Genomic DNA, 24,024 nt, shown 5'->3' with positions numbered 1-24,024 from the left:
TTTTGCCCCCTCCCTAAAGCGGATTTCGGTTCAGTTTAGATTCGGGTAGCCGCATAGCTTAAACCACGCTTTGGCGTCGGTAGCGGTGATCGCATTGAGGGCTGGGCCGAGTTCCTCGTTGAGGGCCTCGACGGTGCGGGCTTCCTTGGCGCGCAGGATTCCTTTGAGCTTGGCCCAGCCGGGCTCGAGCAGGATTCCTTTGAGCTTGGCCCAGCCGGGCTCGATGGGCGAGAGGTCGGGCGAGTAGCGCGGGAGGAAGCGGACACGGATCCCCGCCGTCTCAAAGGCGGCGAGGATATCGGCCCGCTTGTGAGCGGAAAGGTTGTCCATCACGACCACGGCGCCGGGTTTGTCGCGCCGAAGCACGGGCAAGAGCACCTGCTCGACAAAGGCGAGAAACACGGCCGAGGAGGTGGACGCCTCGATGCTCATGGCGGCCAGCATGCCTTCGGCGCTCAACGCCCCGAGCACCGTGACGCGGTGCCACGACCCACAGGGCACGGATCCGAGCGCCCGCTGGCCGCGCGGCGCCCGGGCCTGGGTGGGCGTCATCTGGGTGTTGATGCCGGTTTCATCGAGGAAAACCAAACGCGCCGGTTCATGGACCACCGCATCGTCCCGGTAGGCCGCGCGTTCCGCGGCGATATCCGCGCGCTCTTGCTCGCTGGCCCTCAGCGTCTTTTTTTGCGCGCCAACCCCAGCCGCTTCAAGGTGCGGCACACCACCGCCGGGCTCAGCGCGATGCCGGTGCGTGCGGCCAACCGGTCGCGGTACTGTGCCAGTGTCGCGTCATTATCCTCCCGCACCAAGGCCCGCAGCACGCTCACGCCCTCCGCGTCCAGTTTGGCTGGTACGCCGCCGGCATGCGGCTTGGCGACCCGCCGCCCCTCAAGGCGTGCGGCCCGCACCCAGTTGTACGCGCAGGCTCGGCTGATCTGGAAGCGCCGCGCCAGCAACTCGGGGCCGCCCTCGTGGCGCTCATAAGCCAGCAGAACCCGTTCGCGCAGATCGGAGGAATATGGCTGGCCCATGGCGCGCGGTCCTTCAGCTGTGTCTTCCTCCAACCGCTCAGGCCAGCCAAAATTCCGTCTATACTCAGCGACAATCCGCTTTAACCCTCCCCCGCTTCGCAGGGGAGGGGACAAATTCCCTCTCCTGCGAAGCGGGGGAGGGAAGGGGCCCATGCGAAGCATGGGAAGGGTGGGGGCAAGCCCCTCACCGCTGATCCAGCTTCACCTCGATCCGCCGGTTCCGCGCCAGCGCTTCCTCGCTGGTGCCGGGGTCGAGCGGCTGATATTCGCCGAAACCGGCGGCGGCCAGACGCTCCGCCGGAATCCCCTGGTCGATCAGATACTTCACCACCGAGATCGCGCGCGCCGCCGACAGCTCCCAGTTCGAGGCGAACTGGATGCGCACCGGGCGCGAATCGGTGTGGCCGTCCACGCGCAGCACCCAGTTGATGTCCGGCGGGATCGTCCGGCCGATCTCGATCAATGTGCGCGCCAACTCCGCGAGCCGCTGCTTGCCGGCCTCCTCCAGGGTCGCCGAGCCGGAGGGGAACAGCAACTCCGACTGGAAGACGAAACGGTCACCGACGATGCGCACGTCGGGCCGGTTGCCCAGCGCCTCGCGCACCCGCCCGAAGAACTCCGAGCGGTAGCGGGCGAGGTCCTGGACCTTGGCGGCCAGCGCCTGGTTCAGCCGGGAGCCGAGTTCGGCGATCTGGACCTGCTGCTCCTCCGCCTTCTTCTCCGAGATCTCCAGCGCGGCGCCGATGCGGGCGAGCTGCTCGCGCAGGGCGGCCATCTGCCGGTTCAGCAGGTCGACCTGCTCGTTCGCCTTGCCGGTCGCGCCCTGTTCGGCCGACAGCGAGGCCATCAGCTCGGTGATGCGGATGTCGCGCTTCTCGATGTCCTTCTGCGCGAGCATCGTCTTCTCGTCCGCCGTGGCGAGACGGGTTTCCAGCGCCTTGGAGCGGTCGCGCTCCCCACCCAGCTCGGCCAGCAGGGACTGGCGCTGCTCCTCGGTCAGGCGCTGCTGCGCGGCGGCGGCGGCCAGCTCGCCTTCCAGCCTGGTCCGGGCCTCGCGCAGCGCCTTCAGGTCGGCCTGGAGGCTGGCGGCCTCGGCCAGCTTCAGCTCGATGGTGTCCTTGTCGGCGCGGATGGTTCGCTGAAGCTCCTCCGCCGCGCGGGTGGCGTGGTCGAGGTCGCCCTGGAGCGTGGCGATGCGGCTGGTCATGGTGTCCCGCGCCGCGACGGAGCCCTGAAGCTCCGCCGAAAGCTGGGCGACGTTGATGCGCAGGTCGGCGTTGGCGTCCCGCTCCAGCGCCAGCAGGTCGTTCAGCTCCGCCACCTTGCGGTTGAGGCTGCCGAGCTGCTCGTCACGCCCGGTCAGGGCGGTCGCCATGTAGAACTGGGCGACGATGAAGATCATCAGCAGGAAGATGACCACCATGACGAGGGACGACAGCGCGTCCACCCATCCGGGCCATGCGCTGGCCTCGCGGTGGCCGTTGCGGCGGCTGATGCTGGGCATGGCGGGGTGTCCCTCCGGACGGACAGGGGGGAGGCGTCAGCGCTGTTCCGATCAGCGCTGTTCCGATTCTTCGGCCAGGGCGGCGATGGTGCGGGCCAGCAGCTTGATCTCGCTGCGGATCTCCTGCACCGCCTGGACCCGGCCGGTGGAGGATTCCTCGACCATGCGGGCGAGGTAGATGTCCATGTTGCGCAGATGCTGGCGCGAGGCGTCGTCGAAGCCGCCGATGGCCGCGTCCGACAGCCGGTCGAGCAGCCCCTTCATCTCCAGCTGGCTTTCGCCCAGCCGCAGGAGAAGCTGCTGTTCGGCGCGCATCTGGTCGGTCAGCGTGGTGAGCCGTTCGGTCAGCGCCATGAGGTTGGCGTTGGCCGAGCGGCGGCCCTCCTCGGCGGTGGCGACGGTGCGCTGGAGCGAGTCGAGGTTTTCCGCGGTCTGCTCCAGAAGCGCCGTCAGATAGGCGGGCATCGACTGGTCGCCGGTCTCCAGGCTGCCGCCGGCCCCGCTGGAGAGGCGGGTCGCGCCGGACAGCCAGTCCTCGACGTCCTGGAAGAAGCGGTTGTGCGCCTGGCTGGCCTGAAGCTCCAGGAAGCCCAGAACCAGCGAACCCGCCAGACCGAACAGCGAGGAGCTGAAGGCCGTCCCCATGCCGGTCAGCGGCGCCTCGAGCCCGTGCTGGAGGTTGCTGAACATCGCGCCGACGTCGCCGCCCTGCACCGACAGCCCGCCGATCACCGAGCCGACCGACTGCACCGTGTGCAGCAGCCCCCAGAAGGTGCCGAGCAGGCCGAGGAAGATCAGCAGACCGATCAGGTAGCGCGACAGCTCCCGCGACTCGTCCAGCCGCGAGGCGATGCCGTCGAGCAGGGAGCGCATCGACAGCGCCGACAGGGTCAGCCGGCCGCGCCGCTCCCGAAGCATGCGCGCCATCGGGGCGAGCAGAACCGGCTCCGGCGCGGCCACGGCGGGGTTGCCGGACTGGAAATGCTCCAGCCACGCCACCTCGGGCCGCAGCATCAGAACCTGGCGGAAGATGAACAGGATGCCGGCGAGCAGCGTGCCGAGGATCAGCCCGTTCAGCGCCGGGTTGTTCATGAAGGCGGCGCGCAGGGCCGGGAACAGCAAGGCCGTCACACTTCCCACGACCACCAGGAAGAGGATCATCCGTGTCAGGAAGCGCTCCGGGCGCGTCATCGGGGAAGGCTCCTCAAGAGGGTGGGACGACGGGGCGATGGCGGCCATGGGCACTCTCGTCCAGGGGATGGGGCAGGCGTTGCGGGTTACCGAGAGCGGCTCACTGGTTCAGGAACTCCACGTCCAGCCGGTCCGGCGCGCCCCCGGCCGCCTCCATGCCCAGGGCGCGGATGTCGACGCGCGTGCTGGCGATTCCGGCGGTCCCCAGCCGCTCGCGCACGGCCAGCGCGCGGGCGAGCGACAATTGCCGCGCCTCGCGCGCCGTTTCCGGCGTGCCGCTGGCGTAGGAGCGGATCTGCAGGCGGAGCTGCGGGTTGGCGTTCATGCGCTCCGCGATGGCCTCCAGCCGCGCCTGGGCCGGTTCGGGTAGGGCGGTGGCGGTGCCGTCGAACAGCACGGTCAACGGCTCCATCCGGGGCAGGGCGGGCGCCGCGGGGGCTTTCGGAGTCGGCGGCGGCAGGGCGGCGGTCTGCGTCCGGTCGGGCGGCGGCGCCGCCGGCCGGTTCGCGGCCGGCACCGGCGGCGCGCCTTCCGGCATGGCCGGCGGGGGTGGGCTGGCTCCCACGGAAATCTGCGGCAGATCCGGCGCCGTCATCAGGGTCGGGGCCTTGAAGACGGGCGGAGCCGGCGGGGCCGGCGGCGGGAAGATGTCGGGCCGCGGCGGGATCGGCAGCGGCTGCGCGTTCTCCAGCGTCAATCCGCCCGTGTTGGCGGCGGCGGTCTGAGGCGGGGCGGCGCTGGTCGGGGGCGGTGCGGTGCCGGAGGAGGAGCAGGCGGTCACGGCCAGGGACAGAGCCACGGCCGCGGCGGCGGGAAGGACGCGCAGGGGTGCCCGCCGCCCGGCGGGGGCGTTTGGAGAACCGCTCATGCGTCCGACAATCCTCATGGTGACCAGCGCGTTGTTTCCAATGGCACGGAAAAGCGTTGGTACCATAGCCCTTCGATCGGCGTAGGGACAACGCCCTTTGGGCCGCGCGGCGTGTTTCCCCACCAAAGCGCGGCCCTGGCTACCCCAACGTCATGAAGGGCTTATGGCTCGGCCGGAGGTCAGCCCTGACCGGCGTTCGCCGCCCCGGCCGCTCCGGCGGGAGCGGAGCGCACCTTGCGTTCCGCCGCACCGCGCAGGATCTTGGCGATCGGCAGATGGAAATGGGCGTTGGCCGCCAGGATCGTGCCGCCGAACACCGGATTGCGCCCGCCGCCGATCTCACCGACGAAGCCGCCGGCCTCGGTGACGAGAAGCTGGCCGGCCGCGGCGTCCCAGGGGGCGAGCCCGCGCTCCCAGTAGCCGTCGTAGCGGCCCGCCGCGACGTAGGCGAGGTCGAGCGAGGCGGCGCCGAAGCGGCGGATGCCCGCGACTTCCTTCATCAGGGCCTCGGCCTCCACCAGGAACCCGGCATGGTCGCCGCGGCCCTTGAAGGGGATGCCGGTGGCGATCACCGCGTCGGCGAGGTTGCGGCGCTCCGACACGCGCAGGCGCTGGTGGTTCAGGAAGGCGCCCTGGCCCTTCTCGGCCCAGAACATCTGGTCGTGCACCGGCTCGTACACGACGCCGGCGACGATCTCGCCGTTCTTCTCTGCGGCGATGGAGATCGCCCAGTGCGGGATGCCGTGCAGGAAGTTGGTGGTGCCGTCCAGCGGATCGACGATCCAGCGGGCGGTCGGGTCGCTGCCCTTGCTGGCGCCCGTCTCCTCCATGAGGAAGCCGAAATCCGGGCGGGCCTTCTGCAGCTCTTCGCGCAGCAGCTTTTCCGCCTTCATGTCGGCGGCGGACACGAAGTCCGCCGGGCCCTTGCGCGAGACCTGGAGGTGCTCGACCTCGCCGAAGTCGCGGACAAGGCCGCGGGCCGCCTTTTCGGCGGCGCGGACCATCACGTTGATAAGGGCGGAGCGGGTGGCCATGGGCGTGCTTTATCTCGTGCGGAACCGGAAAAAGAATACACCGGCCCCCGCTTTAAGCGAGAGCCGGTGCGCAGAAAATCAGTCAGGACGGTCAGTCCTTGGCGCGCTCGACATACTCGCCGGTCTGGGTGTCGACGACGACGCGGGTGCCCGACTCGATGTGCGGCGGCACCAGGATCGACACGCCGTTCTCCAGCTTCGCCGGCTTGTAGGAGGAGGAGGCCGTCTGGCCCTTCACCACCGGGTCGGCCTCGGTGATCTGCAGGGTGACCTTGCCGGGGATCTCGACGCCGAGCGGCGCGCCTTCGAAGGACTGCACGGTGACTTCCATGCCGTCCTGCAGGAAGACCTTCTGGTCGCCGATGATCTCACCGGGGATCGAGGTCTGCTCGTAGCTTTCCTTGTCCATGAAGGTGTAGCTGTCGCCTTCGGCGAACAGGAAGGTCATCTCGTGCTCGTCCAGGCGGGCGCGCTCGACCGTCTCCTGGGTGCGGAAGCGCTCGATCGACTTCGTGCCGGTGCGAACATCCTTCATTTCAAGCTGGATGAAGGCGCCGCCCTTGCCGGGCTGGACGATGGCGGTCTTCGTGATGACCCAGAGCTTCCCGTTATGCTCCAGCACATGGCCGGGACGCATCGTGTTGGCGTTGACCTTCATGACATACTCGTGATTTCCAGGAGACAGGCGGCGCGGAACCTAGCAGCTTGCCGGGCCGGTGGCAACGCCGGGCGGGGCTCAATCGGCGTTCCGTGCCTTCTTTGTCCGTTTTCGCCGCCGTTGCCACTCTGCTAAGCAGCACCATTACCCCGTCAGTGAAGGCCATCATGTCCTCCGTCACGCCGTCCTGGGCTCCCGAGACCTTCGCCCGCCGCCGCCCCCATCTGGCCGTGCGCGGCCGCGTGCTGGGCGCCGTCCGCCGCTTCTTCGAGGAGAACGCCTTCCTGGAGGTGGACACCCCGGCGCTCCAGGTCTCGCCGGGGATGGAGCCGCATCTCCAGGCCTTCGCGACGGAGCTGGTGGGGCCGCACCCCGACGACCGGCTGCGGCTGCACCTGCACACCAGCCCCGAATTCGCCATGAAGAAGCTGCTGGTGGCCGGGCTGCCGCGCATCTATCAAATCGCCCACGTCTTCCGGAACGGCGAGCGGTCGGCCACCCACGCGCCGGAATTCTCCATGCTCGAATGGTACCGGGCGAGGGAGGGCTACCGGACGCTGATCCGCGATTGCGAGGATCTGGTGCGCGAGGCCGCCGTCGCGGCCGGGCGGACGCGGTTCGAGTTCCGCGGGATGACCTGCGACCCCTTCAAGGAGTGGCGGGTGCTGACCGTGCAGGACGCCTTCCGGGAATACGCCGGGATCGACCTGCTGGAGACCTTCGACGGCAGCCATGACCCCGACCCGGCCCCGCTGGCCGCCATGGCGCGGGCCATCGGCATCGCTCCGCACGACGGCGACCGCTGGGAGGACATCGTCTTCCGCATCATGTTCGACCGGATCGAGCCGCATCTGGGAGCGGGGGTGCCCTGCGTGCTGACCGACTATCCGGTCTGCATGGCCGCCCTGTCGCGCCCCAAGCCCGAGGACCCGCGGCTGGCCGAGCGGTTCGAGCTGTACGCCTGCGGCCTGGAACTCGCCAACGCCTTCGGCGAGCTGACCGACGCCCGCGCCCAGCGCGCCCGTTTCGAGGCCGACATGGATTTGAAGGAGCGCATCTACGGCGACCGCTTCCCGGTGGACGAGGATTTCCTCGCCGCGCTGGAGCACGGCATGCCGGAGTGCAGCGGCATCGCGCTGGGATTCGACCGGCTGGTCATGCTGTGCAGCGGGGCGGAGCGCATCGACGAGGTACTGTGGCTGCCGGTGGCGGGGGCCTGAGTCCGCCCGTCACCGGCGGTACCATCATCAGGCGGTAACGTCGATCACCACGCGCCCGCGCACTTGCCCGGCAAGGATCCGGCCGGCCAGTTCCGGCAGCTTCGACATCGGCTCCACCGTGTACATCGCCTTCAGGTGGGACTTGTCGAGGTCGCGGGCCAGCCGCGCCCAGGCGCGCTCGCGCCGCGCCGCCGGGGCGGCGACCGAATCGACGCCGATCAGCGTGACGCTGCGCAGGATGTGCGGCAGCACCGTGCCGGGCAGGTCGGCGCCGCCCGCCAGCCCGCAGGCGGCGATGGCGCCGCCCCAGACGGTCTGCGACAAGGCGTTGACCAGCGTGATCCCGCCCACCGAATCGACGCCGCCGGCCCAGCGCTCCTTCTGGAGCGGCGGGCCTTTCTCCTGCAGCGCGGCGCGGTCGATGAAGCCGGTGGCGCCCAGGCCCGACAGATACTCGTGGGTCTCCGGCCGCCCGGTGGAGGCGGTGACCGGGTAGCCGGCCTTCGCGAGCAGGGCGACCGCGACCGAACCGACGCCGCCGGCCGCTCCGGTGACCAGAACTTCCTTGCCGCCGGGCTGGATCGTGCCCCAGTCCTCCAGCGCGTCGACGCAGAGCGCCGCGGTGTAGCCGGCGGTGCCGATGCCCATCGCCTCCTCCGGCGAGAAGACGTCGGGCAGGCGGGTCAGCCATTCCGGCTTCACGCGCTGGAACCGGCTGTAGCCGCCCCATTGGGTTTCCGACAGGCCCCAGCCGTTGACGATGACCTTGTCGCCGGCCTTCCACGCGGCGGAGCGCGACTCCACGACCGTGCCGGCGAGGTCGATTCCGGCAACCATCGGCAGCTTGCGGGCGATCCGGCCCTTGCCGGAGACGGCGAGGCCGTCCTTGTAGTTCAGGGTGGAGAAGGCGACCTCGACCAGCACGTCATGGTCGGGCAGGTCGACGAGGCTCAGCGGCTTGAAGCCCCCCTTGGGCTTGCCGTCGGCGTCCTCGATGACGAAGGCGGTGAAGGTGTCGGCCATGCGGATTCCTCTCCCGGGTCGGGTTCTTGATTGGGGGAAAGCCTAGCACGGACGCGGCGATGGACAAGAGGCGGGGAGGGTGGAGCGAACGGGCGGGGCCCGCGCGCTCCACCGGGGTGCGGATCAGAAGGTGATCTTGGTCTGCAGCGCGATCACGTCCACATGGGCCTTGTAATCGGCGGACAGGTTGCCGCGGAAGGCGTCGCTGCCCGTCAGGTTGTCGCGCAGGTCGATCTTGGCCTTGTTGGCGAAGATGTGGCTGTAGCCGATGTCGGTCCGGATGCTGTCCGTGAACTGGTAGCCGGCGCCGATCGACACCCAGTAGCGATCCTCGTCCGGGATGCGCGGCGTGCGGTACTGGTCGCTGACCGGGGTCTGGTCATAGGCCACGCCGAAGCGCAGGGTCAGCTTCTCGTTCCACTTGTAGGCGGCGCCCAGCGCGAAGAACCAGGAGTCGTCCCAGTTCTCGTCGGTCACCGTGTCGGTGCGCAGCGGGTTGCGGTAGCGGATGCGCAGCTCCTTGAAGCGCGACCAGTTGGTCCACTGCGCGTCGGCCATCACGGCGATGGAACTGGTCAGCTCGTGGTAGGCGCCGAAGGAGATGATGTCCGGCGTGGCGACCTTCGCCCGCACCGGCGATCCGGCGAAGCTGGCGCGCAGCGCCGGCACGGCGGGAACGCCCTCGAACTTCGAATCGCCGTCCAGCTCGTGGAAGACCGAGGAGCGGTAGGAGACGCCGAAGCGGGTGCCCTTGGCCGGCTCGTACAGCATGCCGGCGGTGAAGCCGACGCCCCAGTCGTCGCCTTTCACCTCGCCCACGCCGTCGCGCGAGCCCGGCGCGATGGCGACACCGGTGGCCGCCAGGATCGAGGCGAAGTCCACGGCCTGGCTGAGGCGGGCCTTGGCGTACTGGAACTGCAGGCCGCCGGCGATGGTCAGGTCCGGCATCAGCCGGTAGGACACGGTCGGGGAAATGTTGATGGTCAGCAGGCTGGAATGGATGCCGTGGTACCGGCCGGTCCAGCTTTCCGGATAGTCGGTGGACAGGCCCCAGGGCGCGGTGATGGCGAGGCCCAGCTTGACGTCCGGCGACACCGTGTAGGCCAGATAGCCCGACGGAATCACCGCGTCCATGCCGATGTCGCCGGGGTCGGAGGTGCCCCGGATGGCGCTGCCGCCCAGCCGCGTGGCGCGGGTGCCGCGGGCGTTGCTGGTCTTCGAGGTCGGGAACACGCCGCTCAGAACGCCGACCGCCTGATTCCCCTCGATGGCGCCCAGGGCCGCGGGGTTGAAGAACAGGCCGGTGGCGTCGCCCATGCTGTTGGCGGTGGCGCCCGCGAAGGAGGTGCCCTGGCCCGAGGCGCTCTGCTCCTTCAGCAGATAGCCGGCGGCGCCGGCCGGCAGCGGGGCCGCGATGGCGACGGCGGCGACGGCGGCGAGCAGATTCCCCTTCAGAGACCCTTTGGACATGCGCTTCTCCCCAATTTCGTTATTTGACGCAATGATACACAGATTGACGTTAACGTAAAGTGGGACCGCTGAAAAAATGTTGGGCCAACGAAGTATGCGCCCGCGGGTGTGTCTGGGGGAGGGAAATGCCCGCTATGGTCGATTCGCCGCGGGCCTGAAAATCGGGATGTTGAGGGCTCTCAGCCCAGCCAGCCGGCGACCATGGCCATGCCGGCGCCGATCACGCCCTGGGCGTCGGTCCATATCAGCTTCGCCGTGATGGCGATGGAGGCGATGACCAGCATGGGCCGCACGATGGCGGCGCCGTTGCGGATGACCATGTGCGCGCCGATCTGCGCGCCGATCATCTGGCCCACGCCCATAAGCAATCCGGCCACCCAGGCGATCTGGCCGCCGGCGAGGAAGAAGAGGAGGGCGGCGATGTTGCTGGTGAAGTTCAGCACCTTGGTGTGGGCGGTCGCCTTGCGCAGGTTGAAGCCCAGCAGCGAGACGAAGGCGATGGCGAAGAAGGTGCCGGTGCCCGGCCCGAAGAAGCCGTCGTAGAAGCCGATCCCCGTCCCGGCGAGCAGGGCGAAGCCGCGCTCCCCGATGCGCTGCTGCGCGTCGATCTCGCCGGCCTTCGGCGAGACGAGCAGCCAGATGGCGATGCCGATCAGCAGCACCGGGATGACGTTGCGCAGAAATCCCGGATCGATCATCTGGACGATGATGGCGCCCGCCGCGGAGCCGGCGAAGGTGCAGCCGATCATCACCGCCATGTCGCGCGGCTTGACCTCGCCGCCGCGGGTGAACTTCACCGCGGCGGAGAAAGAGCCGAAGCTGGATTGCAGCTTGTTCGTCGCCAGAGCCTGGGCGGGCGACAGGCCGGCCCAGAGCAGGGCGGGGAGGGTCAGAAGCCCGCCGCCCCCGGCGATGGCGTCGACAAAGCCCGCGACCAGGCCGACCGCGAACAGCGCGGACAGCGTCTCGATGGAAAGGATGTCCATGATTCGGCGGCGGCCTTCGTCACCCTTCGGCCGCGGCGATGGCGGCGTTGAACGCCTTCACGGCGGCGCCCGGCCCATCGGGATGATTCCACACGGCGCCGACCACGGCCAGGAAATCGGCCCCGGCGCTCACCAGAGGCCCGCAATTCTCCTGGGTGATGCCGCCGATGGCGACGCAGGGGACCTCCATCAGTTCCGACCACCACTGGAGCAGTTCGGGCTCCGCCTTGAATTCGGCGTCCTTGGTGGTGGTGGGGAAGAAGGCGCCGAAGGCGACGTAATCGGCCCCGGCCTCGCCCGCTTCCATGGCGAGATGGCGGCTGTCGTGGCAGGTCACGCCGACGATGGCGTCGTTGCCGACGATCCGCCGCGCCTGGGCGTAGGGCGTGTCCTTCTGCCCGACATGCACGCCGTCGCAGCCGGTCTCGCGGGCCAGTTCGGGATGGTCGTTCAGGATGAAGGCAACCCCGCGGTCCTGGGCGATCGGGCGCAGGGCATCGCAGGCCCGGCGCACGGCGTCGTCGGAGCAGTCCTTCAAACGCAACTGGACGCAGGCGACATCGCCCGCGTCCAGAGCTTCGGTCAGTTTCGGCGCGAACGCCGCCGGTTCCAGGACCGGCGGCGTCACGAGGTAGAGCCGGCAGGCGGTTTCGCTCACCCGAGGCGATCCTTACTCTTTGCCCTGGTAGATCTTCATGATCCGGTCGAGCAGCTTCAAAGCGTCTTCGCGCGGGCGCTGGAAGGCGTTGCGGCCGATGATCGAGCCGTTGCCGCCGCCGTCGCGGATCGCGCGGGCGTCCTCGAACACCGCGTCCTCGCCCTTGGTCGCGCCGCCCGAGAAGACCACGATGCGGCGGCCGTTGAAGGCGCACTGCATGATGTGGCGGACGCGGTCGGCCTGGGTGGCGATCGGGATGTTCTTGGACTCGTAGACTTTCCTGGCCTCCGCCTGCTCCAGATGGGCCGACGGCAGCTTTACCTTGATGATGTGGGCGCCGAGCAGCGCGGCCATGTGGGCGGCGTAGCCGATCACGTCGATGGCCAGCTCGCCGTCCTTGGAGATCGTGCCGCCGCGCGGGTAGGACCACAGGACGGTGGGCAGGCCGACCGACTTGGCCTCCTTCGACAGCTCGCGGATCTCCTCGTACTGGTCGTACATGGCGTCCGAGCCGGGGTAGATCGTGAAGCCGATGGCCGAGCAGCCCAGGCGCAGCGCGTCCTGCACCGAGGCGGTCACCGCCTGGTCGGCGTTCTCCTTCTGGCGCGACAGGCTGTTGGCGCTGTTCATCTTGAGGATCAGCGGGATCGAGCCGGCGAAGGTCGAGGCGCCGGCCTCCAGCGAACCCAGCGGGGCGGCGTAGGCGTTGCAGCCGGCGTCGATGGCGAGCTGATAATGGTAATGCGGATCGTAGCCCGGCTCGTTCGGCGCGAAGCTGCGCGCCGGGCCGTGCTCGAAGCCCTGGTCGACGGGGAGGATCACCAGCTTGCCGGTGCCGCCCAGCTTGCCTTCCATCAGAATGCGGGCAAGGTTGGCCTTGACGCCCGGGGTGTCGCTCTCGTAGTTCGCAAGAATTTCCTTAACACGACGAGTGAGCTTCATCTGGCTCTTCCCCTTGGGGTTTCTGTCGGAAATGCGGCCCTCATAGCCCAGCGCGGCACTCTTTGCAACGTCGGCAGGGGTGTAGCGCGGCCTCTCACGGCGGCAAAAGGGCCTATCCGGGTGGGCAGGTTCGGGCTTCGCCGAAGGGCGAGGCGAGGGCCGGCGGGCGGCGGCGTTCCTCCCGCTCTTTTATGTCACAGCACGGATTGGACGATGACGTAGAGGCCGTAGCCGGCGCCCACCGCCACGGCCCAGGCGCCGGCGGCCAGGCCGGCCCAGACGACGAGCAGGCGGGCGCCGCGGATCTTTTCCACCTGCGGCGCGGGAAAGCGCGAGCCGCGCGGGAGACCGTCCGGCCGCTCCGGATGGAGCCGGGCGGTGTCCTCACCCGTCAGCGGTGTGGCGTCCGCCTGGGGCCGCAAAGGCGTGGTCGTGGTCATGGGGGTGGTACCGCATCGTGATGATGAAACCACCATACACCACTTTTGATCGTGCGGATTCGGGGAAAAAGCGGTATCGCGTTGGGACTATTCCGTGACATGGCCATCGTCTTGCCCGCCTAGCCAATCCCGGCAGGCGCGCCGGGGGGCGCGGACCCCGCGCAAGTCGAACGCCGCGGGAAGCCACGTCAGCAGGCGGGCACCGCGCTGCGCGGCGATGTCGGCCAGCCGCTCCGCGACGTCCGCCCGTCCCGTGAACAGGACCGTGGCGATCCCGGCGGACAGCGCGGCCAGAGCGTCGCCGGGCCGGTCGGCGCAGTCGAGGACCGCGGTGATCGCAACCGACGGATGCCGGGCGGCGGCACGGGCGACGACCGCGCCAAACCAGCCGGCCCCGGCGGAGGCCGCCGCGCCGGGCGCGCTGACCAGCAGCAATGGAACGCCGAGATCCGCCGCCGCGGCGCAGGCGGCCTCGGCGTCGGTCAGGCTGTGGATGCGGACGGGGCGGGGATGCGGGGGCGGGGCGGTCATGGCGGGAAAAACAGGGCAGGCATTCCCTCGGCCCGATTCCGGGAATTGAGGCAGGTCAAACCGCAGGGGCGGAGGCGAGGCTATCCTTCCAGCCCACGCATTCCTGGGGTCGCCGCCGATGATGGACTATAAGGGCTACAAGGCCCAGATCGATTTCGACAACGACGCCGGCATCTTCGTCGGCGCCGTCATCAACACGCGCGACGGGATCACCTTCACCGGCCGGTCGGTCGATGAACTGCGCCGGGCCTTCCGCGAGGCCGTGGACGATTATCTGGCGATGGCCTGCGACATGGCGGGCAACACCGAGCAGCCCTATTCGGGCAGGCTCGCCATCCGCGTCAATCCGATGCTCCACCGCGCCATTGCCACCTGCGCGGAACGCGAGGGCAAGAGCGTCGCCGCCTGGGTCGCCGACCAGTTGACCCAAGCCACGGGGATCAACGCCGTCAAGGCGGGGTGACCGCGTTCCAGCCGCAGGGGCGCGACCGCGACGGCGTGGACATGAAAAAGGGCGCCCTGTTCAGGGCGCCCTTTCCTTTGGCCGAAAGCCGGGGACGGCTTACTTGGCGTTGGCCATGGCGACGGCGGTGTCGCTCATGCGGTTGGAGAAGCCCCACTCGTTGTCGTACCAGGTCATGATGCGGACGAAGTTGCCGTCAATGACCTTGGTCTCGTTCAGCGCGAAGATCGAGCTGTGCGGGTCGTGGTTGAAGTCGGTGGAGACGAGGTCCTCGGTGTAGGCGCCCAGGATGCCCTTGAGCGGGCCGTTGGCGGCCTCGGAGATCGCCTTGGTGATCTCCTCCACCGAGGTGGCGCGCTTGGCGGTGAACTTGAAGTCGACCACCGAGACGTTCGGGGTCGGCACGCGCATGGCGGTGCCGTCCAGCTTGCCCTTCAGCTCGGGCAGCACCTTGCCCACCGCCTTGGCCGCCCCGGTCGAGGTCGGGATCATGTTCAGCGCCGCGGCGCGGGCGCGGTGCAGGTCCTTGTGGTTGGTGTCGACGATGCGCTGATCCCCCGTGTAGGAGTGGATCGTCGTCATGAAGCCCTTCTCGATGCCGATCAGGTTGTGCAGCACGAAGGCCACCGGGGCCAGGCAGTTCGTCGTGCACGAGGCGTTCGACACGATGCGGTGCTCGGCCTTGAGCTGGTCGTGGTTGACGCCGTAGACCACCGTGATGTCCTCGTCGGTGGCCGGAGCGGAGATCAGCACCTTCTCCGCACCCGCTTCCAGGTGCTTGGCGGCGTCGGCGCGCTTGGTGAAGATGCCCGAGCATTCCATGGCGATCTGGATGCCCAGATCCTTCCACGGCAGCTTGGCCGGGTCACGCTCCTGCACGACCTTGATCGAGTGGCCGTTGACGATCAGCTCGCCGTCGCGGGTCTCGATGGTGCCGGGGAAACGGCCATGGACGCTGTCGTACTTCAGCAGGTGGGCGTTGGCCTTGAGGTCGGCCAGGTCGTTGATCGCCACGACCTCCACGTCGTTGCGGCCGCTCTCGTAGATGGCCCGCAGAACCAGACGGCCGATACGGCCAAAACCGTTGATCGCTACCCGAACAGCCATTGTTTTTCCTCCAGTCTGGCATTCCCCGACCCCGAACCATACGGCTTGGGGCGGTAACTCCCGGCCCCGGATGTGTGGTCCGGGGCGGTCATTGTCAGCCCCGGACCGTCGGCCCGGAGCCCGATCCCGCGAACGCTCGCTCTTTTACAGGCGCGCCTTCGCCGCGGCGACCACGGCCTCGGCGGTAATGCCGAAGTGCTTGTAGAGTTCCTGATAGGGGGCCGACTCGCCGAAACCGCTCATGCCGACGAAGGCGGTGGCCGTGGCGCCCGGATAGCCGAGCCAGCGGTCCCAGCCCTGACGGATCGCGGCCTCGACCGCGACGCGGACGCCGCTGCCGAGCACGGAGGCCTTGTAGGCGTCGTCCTGCGCCTCGAACAGCTCGAAGCTCGGGATCGACACCACGGCGGCGCCGATGCCCTCGGCCTGGAGCGCCTTGCGGGCCTCGGCGGCCAGCGAGACTTCCGAGCCGGTGGCGAGCAGCGTCACCTTGCGCTCGCCCTCGGCCTCCAGGATCACGTAGCCGCCGCGGGCGGAGCGGTTCTCCGCCGCGTGCTCGGTGCGCAGGGTCGGCACGTTCTGGCGGGTCAGCGCCAGGACGGACGGACCGTTGACGCGCTCCAGCGCGATCTGCCAGCACTCCGCGGTCTCGACGGCGTCGGCCGGGCGCAGGGTCAGCAGGTTCGGGATGGCGCGCAGGGCGGCCAGATGCTCCACCGGCTGGTGGGTCGGGCCGTCCTCGCCGAGGCCGATCGAGTCGTGGGTCATCACGAAGATCGAGCGCTGCTTCATCAGCGCGGCCAGACGGATCGACGGGCGGCAGTAGTCGGCGAACTGCATGAAGGTGCCGCCATAGGGGATGACGCCGCCGTGCAGCGCCATGCCGTTCATGACGGTGGCCATGCCGTGCTCGCGCACGCCGTAGCGGACGTAGCGGCCGTTGAACTCGCCGCGGCCCTTCACGTCGGCGGTGTTCTTCGCCTTGGTGTTGTTCGACGGGGTCAGGTCGGCGGAGCCGCCGATCATCTCCGGCACCGCCGGGACCAGGATGTCGAGCACGTTGCCGGACGCGACGCGGGTCGCCCAGCTCGGCTTCTCCTCCGACACCTTCTTCTTGAAGGCGGCGATCAGCTCGTCCAGTCCGGCGGGCACGCCATGGCCCATGGCGGCCTCGAAGGCCTTGCGGGCGGACGGGTCCATCGCCGCGACGCGCTGCGCCCAGTCGGCGTAGGCGGCGTCGGCGCGGGTTCCGGCGGCGCGCCAGGCGTCCAGCACGTCTTGCGGGACGACGAAGGGCTCGTGCGGCCAGCCGAGGTTCTCACGGGTGGCGGCCACCTCGTCGGCGCCCAGCGGCGAGCCGTGGCAGCCGTGGGTGTTGGCCTTGTTCGGGGCGCCCTTGCCGATGATGGTGCGGCAGGCGATCAGCGTCGGCTTGTCGGAGGACTGAGCGGCCTCGATGGCCTTGGCGACGGCTTCCGGATCGTGGCCGTCGACGGTCGCCGTGTTCCAGCCGTAGGAGCGGAAGCGGGCTGGCGTGTCGTCGGTGAAGCTGAGGTCGGTCGAGCCGTCGATGGAGATGTGGTTGTCGTCCCACAGCACGATCAGGCGGTTCAGCCCGAGATGGCCGGCCAGCGAGCAGGCCTCGTGGCTGACGCCCTCCATCAGGTCGCCGTCCGACGCGATGACGTAGGTGTAGTGATTGATGAGGTCGTCGCCGAAGCGGGCGTTGGTGATCCGCTCCGCCAGGGCGAAGCCGACGGCGGTGGAGACGCCCTGGCCGAGCGGGCCGGTGGTCATCTCGATGCCGAGCGACGGATCGACCTCCGGGTGGCCGGGCGTCAGGCTGCCGAGCTGGCGGAAGCGCTTCAGCTCGTCGATGGTCATCCGCTCATAGCCGGTCAGGTAGCCCAGCGAGTAGATCAGCATCGAGCCGTGGCCGGCCGACAGGATGAAGCGGTCGCGGTCGGCCCAGGCCGGCTGCTTCGGGTTGAACTTCAGGAAGCGCGTGAACAGCACCGTGGCCACGTCGGCCATGCCCATCGGCATGCCGGGGTGGCCGGACTTCGCGGCCTCCACCGCGTCCATGGACAGCGCGCGGATGGCGTTCGCCATGGTGGTGATGGGGGCGGGCGGGGTGGCGGCGGAAGCAGCGGACATCGGGCAGGGTTCCTGAAGAATGTTCCCGTGGGCAGGCGGGCAGCGAACGGTGGGGCCGAATGGGGTCGGGCAACACCGATTGGGCGGGAAACAAGGCTTCCCGCAGGACGGGCGCACCATGCAGAACCCGTGTGCGCAGGTCAACACGGGAATGGGGATGGCGGTTCGGCTTCCGGCGCATTGTGGCGGCGCCATTTCCACCGCGAACCGTGGCGTAATTCCGGTTGACGGGGCGGCATGGCCGGCCCAACTGTAGCGCTCGGCATTTTATGCATGTGTGAACATGCGGCCCGCCCGCCGTCCATCCGTCCGTCAAGGTTCCCCGCCCATGGATTCCCTGAAAGCCGCGCTCGACCGCCTCTCCAAGGCCGTGGATCGTCTGGAGCATGCCGCGTGTGCCCGCGAGGAACGGGTGGCCAAGCGCGAGCAGGAGCTGAGCGAGTCCCTGCGCGAGGCCCGCATCGAGCAGGCGCGGGCGCAGGAGAACGCGGAGACCGTGTCGAAGCGTCTGGAGGCGGCCATCGGCCGTCTCGAAGCGGTTCTGGAGAATTGAGCCATGGCCCAGGTGGACATCGAGGTGAACGGGCGCGCCTACCGCGTCTTCTGCCAGGACGGCCAGGAAGCCCGCCTGCGTGAGCTGGCCGGCTTCGTGGACGCCAAGCTGAAGCAGGTGACCGGCGGAGGGAAGTCCGGGTCGGAGGCGCAGATGCTCGTCCTCACCGCCATCGTCATGGCCGACGAGATGCAGGACGTGATGGCCGGCCGCGGCCTCGCCCCGCTGTCCACGGTCAACGAGGCCGAGGTGGCCGCCGCCGTGGATAATGTCGCTTTGCGCATCGAAGAGGTTGCCGCGCGGCTCGAGCGCGCTTAAGTTAGTCCACGGAAGGTCGCTGCCTGGTTCGTCAGGTCGCAATAATCCCCAGGGCCGATAATCTTAGACTCTCGGGAGCTGTCCCTGTCCGGGCCTTGGTCCGGGTATATGGCGCCCACCTGCTCTGCAGGTCATGGAGGATAAGCACATGCCAACGGCCGAGGCGGCACCTTCCGCCTTTCCCCCGATTTTCCCCGGCGTTTCCAGGCGACGATGACCGACCCGCGCGCGGCCAAGGACGCCGCCCGAGCCCAGGCGCGCGCCCGGCGCGACTCCCTCAGCGACGACCGGATGCGCGCATTTGCCGCGGATGCTCTGCGCGACCGCTTCCTGGAGGAGCTGGTCCGGCCGGGGCTCGTCCCGGATGGCCCGGTCGCCGGCTACTGGCCGCTCGGCTCGGAACTCGACGCGCGGCCCCTGCTGCTCCATCTTAGGACGGGCGGGCGCTCCATCGCGCTTCCGGTGTCCGGGCCGCGCGGGCAGGCGCTGACCTTCCGCGACTGGGACCCGGCGCAGCCGCTGGCCGCCGGCCGTTACGGCATCCAGGAGCCAAGCGCCGACCGGCCCGAGGTCGTGCCGGCGGTGCTGCTGGTGCCGATGCTGGCCTTCGACCGCAGCGGGCACCGGCTGGGCTATGGCGCCGGCTACTACGACCGGACGCTGGACGCCCTGCGCGCGATCCGTCCCGTCCTGGCGGTCGGCATGGCCTTCGCCGCGCAGGAGATGGACTCGGTGCCCTGCGGGGCGCACGACGAGCGGCTCGATTGGATTCTGACGGAGCGCGAGACGCTCCGCTTTACGCAGTGAAGGTTGGGGACGATGCGGCTTTTGTTTCTCGGTGACGTGGTGGGGCGGACGGGTCGCGACGCGGTGATCGCGCACATGCCGATGCTGCGCGACCGGCTGGACCCCGATTTGACGGTGGTCAACGGCGAGAACGCCGCCGGCGGCTTCGGCATCACCGTGAAGATCGCCGAGGAGTTCTTCGCCGCCGGCGTGGACGTGGTGACTCTGGGCAACCACAGCTGGGACCAGAAGGAGCTGGTGGCGGCGATCGACCAGCAGCCGCGCATCATCCGCCCGCTGAACTACCCGGAGGGGACCCCGGGGCGCGGCTTCGTGCTGCTGCAGGCGCGGGGCGGGCGCAAGGTGCTGGTGATGAACGTGATGCTGCGCCTGTTCATGGACCCGCTGGACGACCCCTTCGCCGCGGTGGACCGGGTGCTGCGCGCCCACCGGCTGGGCCCCAACGGCGCCGACGCCATCCTGGTCGACGTCCATGGCGAGGCGACCAGCGAGAAGATGATCATGGGCCATTTCTGCGACGGCCGCGCCTCGCTGGTGGTTGGCACGCACAGCCACGTTCCGACGGCGGACCATGTGGTGATGAAGGGCGGCACCGCCTATCTGACCGACGCCGGCATGTGCGGCGACTACGACAGCGCCATCGGCATGAAGAAGGAGGTCGCCATGGCCAAGCTGATCCGCAAGCTGCCCACCGAGCGGCTGAGCCCGGCGGAAGGCGAGGCCACGGTCTGCGGCTGCTACGTCGAGACGGACGACCGCACCGGCCTCGCCACCAGCATCCAGCCGGTGCGGCTGGGCGGGCGGCTGAGCCAGTCCGTCCCGGTGCGGGGCTGAGCGAGGCGGCCGGCCGAGCCCCCGCGCGGCGCAAAAGGGGCGCCCCAATACTGCCATATTGACTTTCTATATGGGTAGGTGTCGTCTCCGGCGCCGAAGGCGTGCGGTGGCGCACAAAGGCTGGTACATGTGTCCCACCGCTTACCAAGCTGTTTCACAAGACCTTGTATCTTTGAATCCATCTGGGGCTCGTTCGACGCATGGCCGGTCATAGCCAATTCAAGAACATCATGCACCGCAAGGGCGCGCAGGACGCCAAGCGGTCGAAGATCTTCAACAAGCTCGCCCGCGAGATCACCGTGGCGGCCAAGGGCGGCCTGCCGGACCCGGCGGCCAACCCGCGCCTGCGCGCCGCGATCACCGCGGCCCGCACGCAGAACATGCCGCGCGACCGCATCGACCGCGCGATCAAGCAGGGCACGCCCGGTGGCGGCGACGACGCGAACTACGAAGAGGTGCGGTACGAGGGCTACGGCCCCGGCGGCGTCGCGCTGATCGTCGACGCGCTGACCGACAACCGCAACCGCACCGCGTCGGAAGTGCGCTCCGCCTTCACCAAGTACGGCGGCTCGCTGGGTGAGACGAACTCGGTCAGCTTCATGTTCAACCGCGTCGGCGCGATCTACTACCCGGCCGCCGCCGCTGCGGCGGACGCCGTGTTCGAGGTGGCCCTGGAGGCCGGCGCGGACGACGTGGCGTCCGACGAGAACGGTCACGAGGTTACCACGACGGTGGAGAACTTCGCCGTCGTGCGCGACGCGCTGGAGGCCAAGTTCGGCGGCGCGGAGAGCGCGCGCCTGACCTGGAAGCCGCTGAACACCGTCGCCCCGTCCGAGGACGCCGCCGCCAGCCTGCTGAAGCTGCTGGACGTGCTGGAGGACAACGACGACGTCCAGACCGTCGAAGGCAACTTCGACATCTCCGACGAGCTGATGCAGAAGCTGACGGCCTGATCTCAGGCTGCGGAGCGGAGGGAACCGGGGTGCTTGGGCAGGCCGGAAGGAGCGGGGCGGCACAACAGCCGCCCGTACGCCTGTTGGGGCTGGACCCCGGCCTCCGGCACACCGGCTGGGGCGTCATCGACGTGTCCGGCAACCGGCTGACCCATGTGGCGGACGGCGCCGTCCATTCCGACGACGGCCGTCCGCTCGCCGAACGGCTGTGCCAGATCCACGACGCCTTGTCGGAGGTGCTGGAGCGCTACCGCCCCGACGAGGCGGCGGTGGAGGAGACCTTCGTCAACAGCAACGCGGTCTCGACGCTGAAGCTGGGGCAGGCGCGGGCGGTGGCCCTGCTGGTCCCGGCATTGGCCGGGCTGTCGGTGGCCGAGTACGCCAACAACATGGTGAAGAAGGCCGTGGTGGGGCAGGGCCGGGCCGACAAGACGCAGGTGCAGGCCATGGTGCGCCTGCTGCTGCCCGGCTGCGCCATCACCACGCCGGACGCCGCGGACGCCTTGGCCGTGGCCATCTGCCACGCGCATCACCGACAGTCCCTTTTGTCCTGGACACCGGCGTCTTCCCTCTCCCCCCCGGGGAGAGGGCAGGGTGAGGGGGCGCAACTCCTGGGGCGCGGCAAAATGGGCGGCGTTCCCCCCTCACCCCAACCCTCTCCCCGGGGGGGAGAGGGGGAGTGGGGAGTCCTGGCGCAAAAGAAGCCGTCCGAGGTTCAGACCGTTCGGGCACGTCAGTTGCGGCGTGATTCCACGGACGTCGAAAAGTTGCTGTGGCAGCGGCTGCGGAACGCCCAGATGGGGGCGAAATTCCGCCGTCAGGAACCGATATTGGGTTTTACGGTGGACTTCGTGGCCCACGACCACCGTCTGGTCATCGAACTGGACGGTGGACAGCATGCGGATCGCGTCGAACAGGACCAGCGCCGGACCCGCATGCTGGAGCAGGCGGGTTTCCGCGTGCTGCGCTTCTGGAACAACGAATTGAACGAGAACCTGGACGGGGTCCTTGAAACGATCAAGGCCCGCCTCGACGAAACAACCATTCTGCGGCGCCAGCCGTCCGGCAGGGAGTCACTTCCATGATCGCCAAGCTCACCGGTGTCGTGGATTCGGTCGGGACCGACTGGGTGGTGGTGGACGTCAACGGGGTCGGCTACCAGGTCGCCTGCTCCAACCGCACGCTGTCGCGCATGGCGGTGGGGGAGCGGCGGGCGCTGGTCGTCGAGACCTTCATCCGCGACGACCGGATCACCCTCTACGGCTTCGCCGATGCGGGCGAGCGCGACTGGTTCCGGCTGCTGACCACCATCCAGGGCGTCGGCTCGCGCCTCGCCCTGTCGATTCTCGGCGTGCTCGACCCCGACCAGCTCACCCGCGCCATCGCCGCGCAGGACAAGACGGCGCTCACCCGCGCCGACGGCGTGGGGCCGAAGGTGGCCGCGCGCATCGTCAACGAGTTGAAGGACAAGGTGGGCAACCTCACCCTCGGCGCCTCGGCCTCCGCCGCTCCGGCGGCGGGCGGCAAGGCGGCGCCGACGGCGGGCGGCCCCGACAACATGGTCATGGCGGATGCCGTCTCGGCCCTCGTCAACCTCGGCTACGGGCGGTCGGAGGCGTTCGGCGCCGTCGTGGCCGCCGGGCGCAAGCTGGGCGACGGGGCCGGCGTGTCGGAGCTGATCCGCCATGGCCTTAAGGAACTCAGCCAATGACCGCCGACCAGAACGGCTCCGATCCCGACCGGCTGGTGCAGCCGGGGCGGGGCGCCGGCGACTCCGGCGAAGCCTCGATCCGCCCGCTCTCGCTCGCCGAGTTCATCGGCCAGCGGCAGGCGCGCGAGAACCTGTCGATCTTCATCCAGGCCGCCCGCTCCCGCGGGGAGGCGCTGGACCATGTGCTGCTGTTCGGGCCGCCCGGCCTGGGCAAGACGACGCTGGCCCAAATCGTCTCGCGCGAGCTGGGGGTGGGCTTCCGCGCGACCTCCGGCCCGGTCATCGCGCGCGCCGGCGACCTCGCCGCGCTGCTGACCAACCTGCAGCCGCACGACGTCCTCTTCATCGACGAGATTCATCGCCTTAATCCCGCCGTGGAAGAGGTGCTCTATCCCGCCATGGAGGATTTCCAGCTCGACCTCATCATCGGCGAAGGCCCGTCGGCACGGTCCATCCGGATCGACCTGCCGCCCTTCACGCTGGTCGGCGCCACCACCCGGTCCGGGCTGATCACGCGCCCGCTGCGCGAACGGTTCGGCATTCCCGTGCGGCTGCAGTTCTACGAGCCGGACGAGCTGGAGCTGATCGTCCGCCGCGCCGCGGCCGTGTTCAACATGCTCATCACCCCGGAAGGGGCGCGGGAGATCGCCAACCGGTCGCGCGGGACGCCGCGCGTGTCGGGGCGGCTGCTGCGCAGGGTGCGCGACTTCGCCTCGGTGGCCGGCGTGCCGGAGGTGGACGCGCGCATCGCCGACGCCGCCCTGACCCGGCTGGAGGTCGACCGGCTCGGCCTCGACAGCATGGACCGGCGCTATCTCGGCATCATCGCCAACAACTACAACGGCGGCCCGGTGGGCGTGGACACGCTGGGCGCCGCGCTCGGCGAGCAGCGCGACGTGCTGGAGGAGGTGGTGGAACCCTACCTGATCCAGCAGGGCTTCCTGCAGCGGACCCCGCGCGGGCGCATGCTGACCGACCAGGGCTTCCGCTATCTGGGTCTCAACCCGCCGTCGGCGCCGACGCGGCAGTTCGACCTGCTGGACCGGCTGTCGGAGGCCAACCCGGACCCGGAGGACGGCGATGTCTGACGATGCCGGGACGGCAAATCTTTCGGGCTGGTTTGACGAGAACGCGCAGCACAGGCTGCGCTTGCGGGTCTACTACGAGGACACGGACGCCGGGGGTCTGGTCTATCACGCCAACTACCTGCGCTTCTTCGAGCGGGCGCGCACCGAGATGCTGCGGCTGACCGGATTCACCAACGCCGGGCTGGCCGAAAGCGACGGTGTGTCATTTGCGGTACGACGGGCGGAGATCGATTTTGTCGCTCCCGCAAAGCTCGAGGATACGCTTGAAGTGGTGACGCGAATCACCGATACCGGCGGTGCCTCCTTCGCAGTTGCACAACTTGCCCGTCGCGACGGCCGTGACCTCGCGCGGGCGGTGATTCAGCTGGCGATGATCAATTTGACCGGTAACCGGGCCGGACGTCCCGCGCGCCTTCCGGCGCCGGTCCGCGAGGCGCTCATCGATTTGTACAAAAGGCAGAAGCGAGACTGACTGCG

27 protein-coding genes, 1 other RNA gene and 1 pseudogene are annotated in these 24,024 nt (G+C 69.2%); 13 read left to right on the top strand and 16 right to left on the bottom strand.

Annotated elements, in window-relative coordinates; all coding sequences use genetic code 11:
* Window positions 1–30: 30 nt before the first annotated feature.
* The 7 genes from ABVN73_RS07790 to efp form a co-directional block, all read right to left on the bottom strand.
* Window positions 31–720: an IS630 family transposase gene (locus ABVN73_RS07790; RefSeq protein WP_353857513.1), complete on the bottom strand. Its 690-nt coding sequence runs from the start codon at window positions 718–720 to the stop codon at window positions 31–33.
* Entirely contained in the window at window positions 672–1,031 is a 360-nt protein-coding gene (locus tag ABVN73_RS07785) for an IS630 transposase-related protein (protein ID WP_353857512.1), read from the bottom strand. The genes ABVN73_RS07790 and ABVN73_RS07785 overlap by 49 nt, the downstream gene beginning before the upstream one ends.
* A 184-nt stretch (window positions 1,032–1,215) precedes the next feature.
* Window positions 1,216–2,535 carry a peptidoglycan -binding protein gene (locus tag ABVN73_RS07780; RefSeq protein WP_353857511.1) on the bottom strand — a complete coding sequence of 440 codons (1,320 nt, stop codon included), beginning with the start codon at window positions 2,533–2,535 and terminating at the stop codon, window positions 1,216–1,218.
* 51 nt (window positions 2,536–2,586) lie between these two features.
* A complete protein-coding gene (locus ABVN73_RS07775) occupies window positions 2,587–3,774 on the bottom strand; it encodes a hypothetical protein (RefSeq protein ID WP_051657798.1) in 1,188 nt (395 codons plus the stop codon).
* Between the two features lie 52 nt (window positions 3,775–3,826).
* Entirely contained in the window at window positions 3,827–4,594 is a 768-nt protein-coding gene (locus ABVN73_RS07770) for an OmpA family protein (protein ID WP_353857510.1), read from the bottom strand.
* Between the two features lie 179 nt (window positions 4,595–4,773).
* The gene (locus ABVN73_RS07765) at window positions 4,774–5,628 is read right to left on the bottom strand and encodes an inositol monophosphatase family protein (RefSeq protein WP_353857509.1); all 855 of its coding nucleotides are present in this window, start codon (window positions 5,626–5,628) and stop codon (window positions 4,774–4,776) included.
* A gap of 91 nt (window positions 5,629–5,719) precedes the next feature.
* Window positions 5,720–6,286, bottom strand: a complete 567-nt coding sequence (gene efp, locus ABVN73_RS07760) for an elongation factor P (RefSeq protein WP_353857508.1) — start codon at window positions 6,284–6,286, stop codon at window positions 5,720–5,722.
* Window positions 6,287–6,453: 167 nt separating this feature from the next.
* Between efp and epmA the strand changes: the two genes are divergently transcribed.
* Complete coding sequence (gene epmA / locus ABVN73_RS07755; RefSeq protein ID WP_353857507.1) at window positions 6,454–7,506, top strand: EF-P lysine aminoacylase EpmA; 1,053 nt, start codon at window positions 6,454–6,456, stop codon at window positions 7,504–7,506.
* A gap of 27 nt (window positions 7,507–7,533) precedes the next feature.
* Here epmA and ABVN73_RS07750 read toward each other — a convergent pair whose 3' ends face one another.
* The 7 genes from ABVN73_RS07750 to ABVN73_RS07720 form a co-directional block, all read right to left on the bottom strand.
* Complete coding sequence (locus tag ABVN73_RS07750) at window positions 7,534–8,529, bottom strand: MDR family oxidoreductase (RefSeq protein WP_353857506.1); 996 nt, start codon at window positions 8,527–8,529, stop codon at window positions 7,534–7,536.
* A 123-nt stretch (window positions 8,530–8,652) separates the two neighbouring features.
* A complete protein-coding gene (locus ABVN73_RS07745; RefSeq protein WP_353857505.1) occupies window positions 8,653–9,999 on the bottom strand; it encodes an outer membrane protein transport protein in 1,347 nt (448 codons plus the stop codon).
* A 179-nt stretch (window positions 10,000–10,178) separates the two neighbouring features.
* The gene (locus ABVN73_RS07740; protein WP_353857504.1) at window positions 10,179–10,985 is read right to left on the bottom strand and encodes a TSUP family transporter; all 807 of its coding nucleotides are present in this window, start codon (window positions 10,983–10,985) and stop codon (window positions 10,179–10,181) included.
* Between the two features lie 19 nt (window positions 10,986–11,004).
* Complete coding sequence (thiE, locus tag ABVN73_RS07735; RefSeq protein ID WP_353857503.1) at window positions 11,005–11,643, bottom strand: thiamine phosphate synthase; 639 nt, start codon at window positions 11,641–11,643, stop codon at window positions 11,005–11,007.
* Between the two features lie 12 nt (window positions 11,644–11,655).
* Window positions 11,656–12,585, bottom strand: coding sequence for a class I fructose-bisphosphate aldolase (locus ABVN73_RS07730; protein ID WP_353857502.1), 930 nt, complete (start codon window positions 12,583–12,585; stop codon window positions 11,656–11,658).
* 194 nt (window positions 12,586–12,779) lie between these two features.
* Complete coding sequence (locus ABVN73_RS07725) at window positions 12,780–13,025, bottom strand: hypothetical protein (RefSeq protein WP_353857501.1); 246 nt, start codon at window positions 13,023–13,025, stop codon at window positions 12,780–12,782.
* Window positions 13,026–13,112: 87 nt separating this feature from the next.
* Entirely contained in the window at window positions 13,113–13,556 is a 444-nt protein-coding gene (locus ABVN73_RS07720) for a hypothetical protein (protein ID WP_353857500.1), read from the bottom strand.
* Window positions 13,557–13,674: 118 nt separating this feature from the next.
* Between ABVN73_RS07720 and ABVN73_RS07715 the strand changes: the two genes are divergently transcribed.
* Entirely contained in the window at window positions 13,675–14,019 is a 345-nt protein-coding gene (locus ABVN73_RS07715; protein WP_353857499.1) for a type II toxin-antitoxin system HicB family antitoxin, read from the top strand.
* Between the two features lie 99 nt (window positions 14,020–14,118).
* Here the strand turns inward: ABVN73_RS07715 and gap are convergent, their stop codons facing one another.
* Window positions 14,119–15,126 (bottom strand): type I glyceraldehyde-3-phosphate dehydrogenase, encoded by a 1,008-nt coding sequence (gene gap / locus ABVN73_RS07710; RefSeq protein WP_353857498.1) that lies wholly within the window; start codon window positions 15,124–15,126, stop codon window positions 14,119–14,121.
* Between the two features lie 144 nt (window positions 15,127–15,270).
* Window positions 15,271–17,283: a transketolase gene (gene tkt / locus ABVN73_RS07705; protein WP_353857497.1), complete on the bottom strand. Its 2,013-nt coding sequence runs from the start codon at window positions 17,281–17,283 to the stop codon at window positions 15,271–15,273.
* Window positions 17,284–17,611: 328 nt separating this feature from the next.
* On the opposite strand from tkt, the gene ABVN73_RS07700 reads away from it, so the two are divergent.
* The 11 genes and pseudogenes from ABVN73_RS07700 to ybgC all read left to right on the top strand — a co-directional run bounded on the left by ABVN73_RS07700 (window position 17,612) and on the right by ybgC (window position 24,019).
* A complete protein-coding gene (locus ABVN73_RS07700) occupies window positions 17,612–17,836 on the top strand; it encodes a hypothetical protein (protein WP_038527192.1) in 225 nt (74 codons plus the stop codon).
* Between the two features lie 3 nt (window positions 17,837–17,839).
* Window positions 17,840–18,154 (top strand): cell division protein ZapA, encoded by a 315-nt coding sequence (locus ABVN73_RS07695; RefSeq protein WP_014240504.1) that lies wholly within the window; start codon window positions 17,840–17,842, stop codon window positions 18,152–18,154.
* Window positions 18,155–18,167: 13 nt separating this feature from the next.
* Window positions 18,168–18,328: non-coding RNA, 6S RNA (gene ssrS / locus ABVN73_RS07690), on the top strand.
* Between the two features lie 39 nt (window positions 18,329–18,367).
* Complete coding sequence (locus ABVN73_RS07685; RefSeq protein ID WP_353857496.1) at window positions 18,368–18,961, top strand: 5-formyltetrahydrofolate cyclo-ligase; 594 nt, start codon at window positions 18,368–18,370, stop codon at window positions 18,959–18,961.
* A 12-nt stretch (window positions 18,962–18,973) separates the two neighbouring features.
* Window positions 18,974–19,795 (top strand): TIGR00282 family metallophosphoesterase, encoded by an 822-nt coding sequence (locus ABVN73_RS07680; RefSeq protein ID WP_353857495.1) that lies wholly within the window; start codon window positions 18,974–18,976, stop codon window positions 19,793–19,795.
* Between the two features lie 200 nt (window positions 19,796–19,995).
* Window positions 19,996–20,748, top strand: coding sequence for a YebC/PmpR family DNA-binding transcriptional regulator (locus ABVN73_RS07675; protein ID WP_353857494.1), 753 nt, complete (start codon window positions 19,996–19,998; stop codon window positions 20,746–20,748).
* A gap of 29 nt (window positions 20,749–20,777) precedes the next feature.
* A pseudogene (ruvC, locus tag ABVN73_RS07670) lies at window positions 20,778–21,296 on the top strand (crossover junction endodeoxyribonuclease RuvC); the annotation flags it as partial.
* A gap of 78 nt (window positions 21,297–21,374) precedes the next feature.
* Window positions 21,375–21,833 (top strand): DUF559 domain-containing protein, encoded by a 459-nt coding sequence (locus ABVN73_RS07665; protein ID WP_246472343.1) that lies wholly within the window; start codon window positions 21,375–21,377, stop codon window positions 21,831–21,833.
* Complete coding sequence (gene ruvA, locus ABVN73_RS07660) at window positions 21,830–22,459, top strand: Holliday junction branch migration protein RuvA (RefSeq protein WP_188259465.1); 630 nt, start codon at window positions 21,830–21,832, stop codon at window positions 22,457–22,459. Before ABVN73_RS07665 ends, ruvA begins: the two co-directional genes overlap by 4 nt.
* Entirely contained in the window at window positions 22,456–23,547 is a 1,092-nt protein-coding gene (gene ruvB / locus ABVN73_RS07655) for a Holliday junction branch migration DNA helicase RuvB (RefSeq protein ID WP_014240511.1), read from the top strand. The genes ruvA and ruvB overlap by 4 nt, the downstream gene beginning before the upstream one ends.
* Window positions 23,540–24,019: a tol-pal system-associated acyl-CoA thioesterase gene (gene ybgC / locus ABVN73_RS07650; protein WP_353857493.1), complete on the top strand. Its 480-nt coding sequence runs from the start codon at window positions 23,540–23,542 to the stop codon at window positions 24,017–24,019. Before ruvB ends, ybgC begins: the two co-directional genes overlap by 8 nt.
* Window positions 24,020–24,024 lie beyond the last annotated feature (5 nt).

The organism is Azospirillum formosense (assembly GCF_040500525.1).
GTDB classification, from domain to species: Bacteria; Pseudomonadota; Alphaproteobacteria; order Azospirillales; family Azospirillaceae; genus Azospirillum; species Azospirillum formosense_A.
Note: the sequence above shows the minus strand (reverse complement) of the source record. Positions and strands in the feature narration are given on the sequence as shown.